The following is a 9,131-nucleotide window of genomic DNA, read 5'->3' as shown; positions in this document are numbered from 1 at the left end:
ATGTGCTTCTCTTTACTGTATTCACGACCTCTTTTTATATCAAATCCTCTTGATTGTAAGTATCTTGGCAATTCATCTTGTATTTTTTTTAACTCAATTCTTGTTATTAAATCTTTAGCACTTAATTTCCCATCATAAGTTATTGGAACAAAATTAAAATGCATGTGAGGTGTTGTTTCATCAAAATGTACTGTAGCAGAAATTATATTTTTTTCACCATATCTATCTTTCAAAAATTCATATGAGTATTTAAAATATTTTTCTTTGTCTTTATGATCCATACCTAGAAAAAATTCTGGACTTGCTGAAATTACACTCTCACACATTAATATTGCGTCTTTTCTTATAACTTTTCCCTTTTTCCTATTTTCTTTTATAATTTCTTCTATTTTTTCTAAATATTTTATTCTAGTTTTGTTTTCAAAATCTATATTTTTGTTACTCTTTGTTATATCAATATCTTTATTCTTATAAGATTTATTTTGCCTTTGATTATGTTTTTGAATACCAACTATATTATTTCTAGAATACTTTGCACTTCGTTGGCAAAGTGGTAAGCTCTGCGAGGCATTAAGAACCTATATACCAAAAGTGGTCACTTTTGGCACACCCTAGTGGTCTATTTAGACCACTAATGGTTCATTAATAAAACACTACATACAAACTCAACCTCACTCAAAAACTTATATGGAGCATATTCTCTATACATATTTGGCTTATCTAAAACAATAATTTCAATTCCTTTATCAAGCATTGTCAATGATAGATATTCAATCAATGCACTTATCCTCTCTCCACTTTCTACCTCTGATGCAATGCAACCTACCTTATCAATTTTTTTTGCAACAATGTACATTAGTTCACCTCATATCATTCAGATAATTTTTTCAAAGCATCTATATTTTGGTCTATTATTTCATCCATCATTTTTTCAATATCTTCTTCATCAGTCACTACATTATTCCTTCTTTTCTCTTCCTCAAGTATCAAGATATAATCCTCTAAAGTTTCTATAGACTCATCACCATCAAGATATTTGTTCTTATAAAAACTAAGTACTATATTTTGGATTTCTTCTATCTCCAATGCTCCTTCAATATATCTATCTGACAACTCTAAAATAACTCCACTAACTTCATGAGAATCAATTGAGGCTATTCCAAGTGCAAAATTAACAATTTCTTTTCTCTGTTCTTTAGTTGTATTTTTAATTGAATAATCTTTCATAATCTTCACCTTCCTTTCAATTAAGCCTAACGGCTAAAACCACTTTAACCTTCGGCGTCAAGTGGTCACTAACGCATTCTCAATATGCCAAGCCAGAAGGGGCTTGTCCTATATCGAATTTTGTTATTCCTATTTAAATTCTATCTTGACAATTTCACTAAAATAATAAACCGGCACAAGGGAACTGAAATTGGACGTAATTATTCCCTTATAATAGTCAAGACTTTTTAATTGACTATCATAAGGAAGTAATTACAAATCTATAAACCGTATACTTCGGTCACCTTATCATCTGTACCCTTTTTATTACGTGTAAACACCTATAAACTTTCTACATTATGGTTCTATCCTAATGCAATAATTCTGTTCATAGTTCCCAAGCACTTATGCTCCTAGAACTCCCACACCCGACCTTTAGGTTGTCGTCACCACTCAATCCTGTACTAGCTATAAAAAGGGATTAGCTATATTGTACAGAGGTTCACTTTCTGCATTGGCTGAACTCACCTGACCTTTTTTTTGAGTGGTTAAGGGCTGTCCCACTATATGTCATATAGGTAACATACAACCTCATTTATTGCATTAAAAAACACCTAAAGTATAGGTATCTATACTTTAGGTGTACAACATTTCCGCTTGACTAAAATTATTTTACTTTATATACTATAATTATATTTTGTAAATAATTTCGGTTGGGTTAACTTTCCTTGATAGATTATGCCTATCTTGCGATTGGATTATTCCTTAACTTCTTGGTACTGTTATACCAGTTGTTACTTTAAATCGCCTAGGAAACGATTTAAAGAACTGAAGTTACAGAAGGCACTTACTTTTTGTAAGTGCTTTTTTATTTAGTTTTTATATATTTAAGTATAAATTCTTTCTGAGGATATAACAACATATTTTTTGAAATTTTTGCTAATTATATTTTAAAATCCCAAATTTATTAAAAATAATATTATGATATAATTTCAAATAACAGACGTAATACATCTGTTATTACTGTGGGGGGTGTCGTATGAACAAAGATAAATTTAATGAATTAGATATATCAGAACAAATAGAATATATAAATAATCAATTAGAAAATAATGAAACCTTGACATATATATGTAAAAATATAGGAATAGGCAGAAGTACAATAAGAGATAGATTTAAGAAGGCTAATTACAGTTATTCCAAAGACTTGAACAAGTATATACATGAATGTATAACAGATGTATTACAAGAGCCAAGCATAAAAAATAACATTAGTAATACAAATGTTATACAATCAGATGCAGTAAGAGAAGTAATTAATAAATCTGACAAAGAGATAAAAGATAATTTGTTAGATATAGTTTCTAATTATGATGTATTAAAAGAAATTATAGAGTTACACAAATGTAATACGTCCGTTATAAAGCAACAGATAGTAATAGATTTAGAGGATTCTAATAGTAAACTTACTACTCTAAGAGTTAATAGCAAAGAATTAGAATTATTTAATAGATTTTGTGATGATAATAAACATTTAAAAAAAATTGATCTAATCAGCCAAGCATTAAAGGAGTTTAGAGAAAAGTATTCTTAGAATTATTAAATAAAAACCATAAGTTATCAACTTATGGTTTTTATTTTTATTTAATCTACATTTAAATTAACAGTTTTATTAAAAAAATGTTTTTCCTTATCGTTAACATATATACAAGGTATTATAGTTATTTTTTTCTCACTTCCTCTTAATTCGAACTCTCCATTTATATAGTTTTTCTTATTTTGCAAAATTCCTCCAGCTCCAGTTCCATTATTTAGTTCTCTTCCATTTTCGTCCTTTATAATTAAATATGGATCACTTCTTTTATCTGGACCGATTTCTGTATAACTATCATAATTATATTTAATTTTGATTGATATCGGAGATACTCTAACTTCTTTTATATTCAATGTCCCTTTGTATTCTTTTTCATCTATTTTGATTACTTTATCTACTTCATATACTTTAGTATCTTTAATTATATTTGATGCATTAATTGTAGTATTAAATTTCCAATTACCTACATTATTCTCAATTCCATTTTTTATACCATAATCAATATCTGTAAAAGAAATTTTCAAACTATAATTTTTATTAGAATTGATTTTGTTTAAAATTTCATATTCAGTATCTGCTATTCCATCTTTATTAGTATCTATTTGCAATAAACTAACTTTTAATAGTATATTGTATTTCTTTTCTCCTTTTACCTTTTCTGTTATTGTTGAATAACTTTGTCCTGGAAATACTAGGTCATCTATATAAATAGTCGGAAATGAAGGAGAAATACCTAATTTTCCTATATTTTTAAACTTGATTTTAAAATCTGTATAATCAGCACTCATGCTAACTATTAATTGTCTATCATCTAAAATTACTTCACCTAAACTAAATTTTAGCCCATTACTTTCGATAATTTGCTCACCTTCAAATTTATATTTATCAAAAACATTTTTTTCTCTCCCTAAAAAAGATTCAATTTGTTTAGTAGTATTTCTTATATATGCCCAGGTACTTTCACTGTTTAAAGTTATTAATCCAAAAACAAAAAAGCTTATTAATATTATTGTTATAATTTTTCTTCTATGTAATTTTTTTTTTTCATTCAAAGCTTTTCTTATAGATTTTTGTATAGTAAAATCAAAATTATCTGGTATCTTTATATTATCTAAATTTTTCATCTATCTCCCCCCTCATTAATATTTCGTATAATTTTTTTTTACCTCTTCTTAAGTATGTTTTAACTGTATTTTCATTACACTCAAGTAGCTCTGCTATTTCTTTTATAGTCATATCTTGAAAATATTGAAAGATTATAGGTGTCTTAAACTTTTCTTCTAATAGATCAATTGCATTGTATAAGTCTATCTTTTCTTCTAATTTTTCATATGATACATCTTTAATTAATTCAATTTGAACATCATTATCAGATATTTTGATTTTATTTCTATTTGCCTCATTAACATTATTAATGAGTATTTTTGTCATCCATGTTTTAAAACAATTTGGTTCCCGCAATTTATGTATATTTAAAATTGTTTTATAAATGGTCTCTTGACATATATCCATTGCTTCATTTTCATCTTTTGTATATAAAAATGCTATTTTATATAGATATTCTTTTTGTTCATTTATAAGTTGCTCAATCGCATCTTTATTACCTTTTATAGCATTTCTTACTACATTATCATTATCATTTTGATTTCTTAAATTTTTAAATGATGATAATTTTCTCATATAGATCTCCTTTACTGTATTCTATATTAATTAGATTAATTAAAAATATATATAGTTTCACTTTAAGTAAAATAATTTTAATTAACTCTTTATTTATTAACTTATATAATTTTATAAAAAGCTATGAAAATAGAATTTTATTTCTATAATTCATAGCCATTTAATTTATAAATTAATAAAATTTTGTAACATTATATTAATTAGCTGAATCAATACGATACTCACCTATTATTGTTTTACCATCATTATCATAAAGTGGAATCATTCTGTAACTAGCTTTAGCTCTTATTTTTTGATATGTAATAGCTTCTTCTGGAGTTTCAGGAAAATTAGGTTCATCATATAAGTCATCCATTGAAATATAACCACTTATATTATCAATACCTACTGCTGGTAACATATTTTTAATTTCATATAAATCCATACGTTCTTTTAACTCTTCTTTTGAAATTCTAGTACCTAGATTACTAACCACTACATTAGGACTTTGGTTTGCAGATTGTGTAGTATATCCATTTCCATTATATACTTTAGTAGTTCCTTTTGTATAAAATGTTCCTTTTGAAAAGCTATTTCCTGTTGTATTTGTAAGTGTTGAAGTAGAGCTACCATTAGATTTCCAATCAGCCGTTTTAACAACTTGTCCATTTTTATTATATAAATTAGCATGTGCATATAATCTATTTACTCCAACTGCTCCAGAATTAGATTTTATAGTAGTTGAACCATAGGCACCACTTGAAAGGGTAATATTAGCTGATGTATAGTTTGTATAACTTTTTCCTCCAACAGAAAAAGTTTTTGAATTACTAACAACTCTTGGTTCTACTATTGAACTTTCAGATGCATTTTTAGACCCTTCATTTTTATTATCTAATGCAAAGGCCAGATTTCCTGTTGAACTTATTAGCATTAGTCCTGTTAAAGCAATAACTGTTGATTTTTTTAATTTTTTTAAAAACATAGTTTTTCCCCCTTTAATTATTGTTTTCATAATATAAAACGTTATATAACTTGATCTTGTGACAATTTTTTTTAATTTTTTATTTAAAAGAGTATAATGTATAAGGAAAATATATATATATATATATAATTAAGGAGAAAATTTATACATGATATTATATTTAAATTTATTAGAATCTGAAAATGATATCTCCAAATTTGAATTATTATATAATACATATAAAAAAACTATGTTTTATATAGCTAATGAAATTTTAAAAGATGAATGTTTGGCAGAAGATGCTGTTCATGAAAGTTTTTTAAAGATAATTAAAAACTTCAGTAAAATAAACGATATTAAAAGTTATAAGACAAAAGCTTTTATTATCATAATAGTAAAAAATACTTCCAAAGATATCTATCGAAAACGAAAAAGGGAAAATGAAAAAATAAAATTCCTTGAAAAAGAATTTCAGTCTGATAAATTTCACACTGATGAATATTCAATAGGTTATTTAGAAGAAGCTATAATGAAGCTTTCTGAAAAACATAGAGATGTATTACTTTTAAAACTACAACATGAATTAAATGATAAGGAAATTAGTCAAATATTAGATATAAAACCTGAAAATGTTAGAAAAAGATTATCTAGAGCTAGAGAAGAGCTAAAATATATTTTTATTAAGGATGTGGGTGTTTAATATTGAATGATTTTAAAATAACAGATGAAGAACTTCGCAAAGCACTTGAAAATGTTGAATTAATTCTAATTAGTACAGTTCCAAAAGAAGACGATATAGATTATACTTTTTCAAAAAATTTTGAAAATAAAATGAAAAAATTAATAAAACAAGAAACAAAAAAAACTTTAAGAAAAAATATCTATAATTATTCAAGAAATATAGTAGCTGCATTATTAATAATTATAATTGGTTTATTTGCGATGACAATGAGTGTTGATGCTATGAGGGAACAATTTTTCAATGTAATAAAAGAAGTATATACAAAGTTTACTACATACAAATTCTCAATTAATGAAAATATTGATATGGGAAAATTTAATGAATTAAACCTTTCATATTTACCAAAAGGTTTTAAAGAAATTGACAGAATCAATATTTCAAATGAGACATTCATATTTTTTAGTAATGATGATGGAGATGAAATAGTTTTTAATTACTCTAAAATTGCTGACACAACTATGAAAATAGATACAGAAGAAGCAATTATTGAAAGTGTAAAGATTAATGGAATAAAGGCAGAATATATCATAAAAAATAATGAATTTTCTTTAATATGGAATGATAATATATATTCATATTATATTACATTGAGTTATATTGAAAACATTAAATTACAAGATACGAAAAATGAAATAATAAAAATAGCAGAAAATATAAAATAAAAATGTCACAAAATTACTTTTTATATCGTTATATATATAAATATTATTAGGAGGTAATTTCTATGAAATTAAAATTCAAAAAAAGTTTTATGTTTATAACAACATTATCATTTATCTTTACTAATTTATCTATCTCTTTACCAGTTTTTGCAGATAGTTCACAAGAAAATATTATAACAATTCAAGAGCCAAGATATACTAATATAAACAAAGCTACTAGTGAGCTTAGTATATCTGGAAGTAATGCCATTATAAAAACTACACTTCTAGGAAAGCTTGGAATTACAAAAACAACTATAACATCTACACTTCAGAAAAAGGTTAATAATAACTGGCAAACTGTTGATAGTTGGACAGTTTCAAAAAATGATAAACTTTGTACACTAAGTAAAACAAAGTCTATAAGTAAAGGAACATATCGTGTTTCATCTGTGGTTATAGCATATAAGGGATCTACATCTGAAAGAGATACCTTAATAAGTGCTTCAAAAACATATTAAATTAGATAAATAGTCATATTATTGTATAATTATTATTCAAACAGTATGGCTATTTTAATTCTACATAGAAAAATCTCTTTAATTATGTTTGAATAAACCAACATTTGACCGTACGTGTGATATCTATGTTATTTTTACATAGAATCATTGTAAATCAACAATAAAATATATTCGGTATAGCGAGTATAGAAAATGCACTTTGACCGAATAAAAATATATTGTATGATTATTGTAACAAGATAAACGGAGGTAGGGTTATGATAATAGGATATGAAAGAGTGAGTACAAGAAAACAGGATAATATTAGGCAAGAAAGAATTTTGGAAAGTGAAGGGATTAAGTTTGATAAAATATATAAAGATGTAATAACAGGAGCTACAAAAGAAAGAGAAGCATTAAGCAGAATGTTAGTAGAAGTAAATGACGGAGATACTGTTTACTGTGAGTCTATAAGCCGTTTAGGAAGGAATTTAAAGGATTTAATTGATATTATAGATACATTAGTTCAAAAAGGTGTAAGGGTAAAAATATTAAAAGAAGGTATAGACACAAGAAACAATACTTATAAGTTATTACTTGGTGTATTTGGAGCTGTTGCAGAGATGGAGAGGGAAACAATACAAGAAAGAACGCAGCAGAAAATAGACCAGTTAAAAGAGGATAAGAAAAAAGGGGAGATAAATACAAAAACAGGGAAATGGTTTGGTAGACAAAAAGTAACTAAGGAGCTTTTAGAAACTAACAAAGAATTTATAAAATATTATAATAAAATTCTTGATGGAAACTTAAAGAAGAATGAAGTGGCAAAGATATTAAATATTGGCAGAACTACATTGTACGAGTGGATAAAAATATTCGAGGGTGGAGAAATTAAAAGAAGTAATAGGTCGGATAAGAGAGAATGTGTATAAATTTACATAAATCTATATACATTCTCTCAAATTACTTTAACTAATCTCTAAATAAATCTTTAGAAATTACTTTCTTATTAGATTTGTTTATATTGATAATTTCACGCTTTAAGTCTATATCTCTATATTGTCCAAGAATAATATTCTTTTCCAAAAAAGAACCCTTTGCATTAGTTCCAAATGACATTTGAAATCCTAATTCTCTTGTTTCATTCCTATAGAAACAAAGTTTATTTAATTCTTTAATAAAATTATTAGCATCTTTAAACCTATATGTGTCATTTTCTTGTATCTCTTTGATACTAGACTTATTAAAAATAATATATATATCATTTTTGCTAAGTTCTTCAATCTCTTTTTCATATTTCTTAATTGAATGATTATATTTTCTTGATAAATTTTTATATTGTTTTTCTAATTCATTTCTCTCTACTTCCTTTTCATGAAGAATGTTTTTGTTATTTTTATCCTTATTTTCTATCACTTTCTCAATATTTTTTTCACGTTCAGATATTAGTTGTTTTTGTTCTTCAAATTCTTCTTTTTCTAATTTTAATTTTTTTTCTTTTTCATAAATCAATCTTTCATATTCATTTACTGTATTTAATTTAAATTCTAAATTACTTGTTTTTAATTGCTCATTATATAATTTTTCTTTAAGTTCTATATTTTCTTTCATTGTTCCTTTTAGTATATCTATTACCTCATCATAATCATTCTTATATACCGTTTCTTTTCCTGTTATAAGACTTTTTTTAACATTAGCAGGTTCCAACTCATTAAAACTATTTAAAGGCTTCTCAAAGCCTTTAAATAGTTTCTTTACATATTCTAATTTACTTTCTAATTCTCTAAGTTCTTGAATTTGTTGTTTTTTATAATCTTCTGGTTGT

General features: G+C 25.4%; 12 protein-coding genes. 5 read left to right on the top strand and 7 right to left on the bottom strand.

The window, feature by feature from the left end; genetic code table 11:
- From mobV to Q3304_RS20255, 3 genes are all read right to left on the bottom strand, one after another.
- The coding region (mobV, locus tag Q3304_RS20265; RefSeq protein WP_407815475.1) for a MobV family relaxase at positions 1–506 on the bottom strand (506 nt) is incomplete at its 3' end.
- A 125-nt stretch (positions 507–631) separates the two neighbouring features.
- Positions 632–856 carry a DUF6718 family protein gene (locus Q3304_RS20260; protein WP_407815214.1) on the bottom strand — a complete coding sequence of 75 codons (225 nt, stop codon included), beginning with the start codon at positions 854–856 and terminating at the stop codon, positions 632–634.
- Positions 857–870: 14 nt separating this feature from the next.
- Positions 871–1,227 (bottom strand): antitoxin VbhA family protein, encoded by a 357-nt coding sequence (locus Q3304_RS20255; protein WP_407815215.1) that lies wholly within the window; start codon positions 1,225–1,227, stop codon positions 871–873.
- A gap of 1,018 nt (positions 1,228–2,245) precedes the next feature.
- On the opposite strand from Q3304_RS20255, the gene Q3304_RS20250 reads away from it, so the two are divergent.
- Positions 2,246–2,800 carry a hypothetical protein gene (locus tag Q3304_RS20250; protein WP_407815204.1) on the top strand — a complete coding sequence of 185 codons (555 nt, stop codon included), beginning with the start codon at positions 2,246–2,248 and terminating at the stop codon, positions 2,798–2,800.
- 50 nt (positions 2,801–2,850) lie between these two features.
- Here the strand turns inward: Q3304_RS20250 and Q3304_RS20245 are convergent, their stop codons facing one another.
- The 3 genes from Q3304_RS20245 to Q3304_RS20235 all read right to left on the bottom strand — a co-directional run bounded on the left by Q3304_RS20245 (position 2,851) and on the right by Q3304_RS20235 (position 5,444).
- The gene (locus Q3304_RS20245) at positions 2,851–3,924 is read right to left on the bottom strand and encodes a DUF4179 domain-containing protein (protein WP_407815205.1); all 1,074 of its coding nucleotides are present in this window, start codon (positions 3,922–3,924) and stop codon (positions 2,851–2,853) included.
- Positions 3,908–4,480 carry a sigma-70 family RNA polymerase sigma factor gene (locus tag Q3304_RS20240; RefSeq protein WP_407815206.1) on the bottom strand — a complete coding sequence of 191 codons (573 nt, stop codon included), beginning with the start codon at positions 4,478–4,480 and terminating at the stop codon, positions 3,908–3,910. The genes Q3304_RS20245 and Q3304_RS20240 overlap by 17 nt, the downstream gene beginning before the upstream one ends.
- Before the next feature lie 196 nt (positions 4,481–4,676).
- Positions 4,677–5,444, bottom strand: coding sequence for a hypothetical protein (locus Q3304_RS20235; protein ID WP_407815207.1), 768 nt, complete (start codon positions 5,442–5,444; stop codon positions 4,677–4,679).
- Positions 5,445–5,592: 148 nt separating this feature from the next.
- On the opposite strand from Q3304_RS20235, the gene Q3304_RS20230 reads away from it, so the two are divergent.
- The 4 genes from Q3304_RS20230 to Q3304_RS20215 all read left to right on the top strand — a co-directional run bounded on the left by Q3304_RS20230 (position 5,593) and on the right by Q3304_RS20215 (position 8,238).
- Positions 5,593–6,123, top strand: coding sequence for an RNA polymerase sigma factor (locus tag Q3304_RS20230; protein WP_407815209.1), 531 nt, complete (start codon positions 5,593–5,595; stop codon positions 6,121–6,123).
- Positions 6,124–6,125: 2 nt separating this feature from the next.
- Positions 6,126–6,827: a DUF4367 domain-containing protein gene (locus tag Q3304_RS20225; protein WP_407815210.1), complete on the top strand. Its 702-nt coding sequence runs from the start codon at positions 6,126–6,128 to the stop codon at positions 6,825–6,827.
- A 62-nt stretch (positions 6,828–6,889) separates the two neighbouring features.
- Positions 6,890–7,327, top strand: a complete 438-nt coding sequence (locus Q3304_RS20220; protein WP_407815211.1) for a hypothetical protein — start codon at positions 6,890–6,892, stop codon at positions 7,325–7,327.
- Between the two features lie 257 nt (positions 7,328–7,584).
- Entirely contained in the window at positions 7,585–8,238 is a 654-nt protein-coding gene (locus Q3304_RS20215; RefSeq protein ID WP_407815212.1) for a recombinase family protein, read from the top strand.
- Positions 8,239–8,278: 40 nt separating this feature from the next.
- Here the strand turns inward: Q3304_RS20215 and Q3304_RS20210 are convergent.
- A partial coding sequence (locus Q3304_RS20210; RefSeq protein WP_407815474.1) for a hypothetical protein occupies positions 8,279–9,131 on the bottom strand: 853 nt, incomplete at its 5' end.

Source organism: Clostridioides sp. GD02377, assembly GCF_045899875.1.
Classification (GTDB): domain Bacteria; phylum Bacillota; class Clostridia; order Peptostreptococcales; family Peptostreptococcaceae; genus Clostridioides; species Clostridioides difficile_A.
This window is presented reverse-complemented; position numbering and strand designations above follow the sequence as displayed.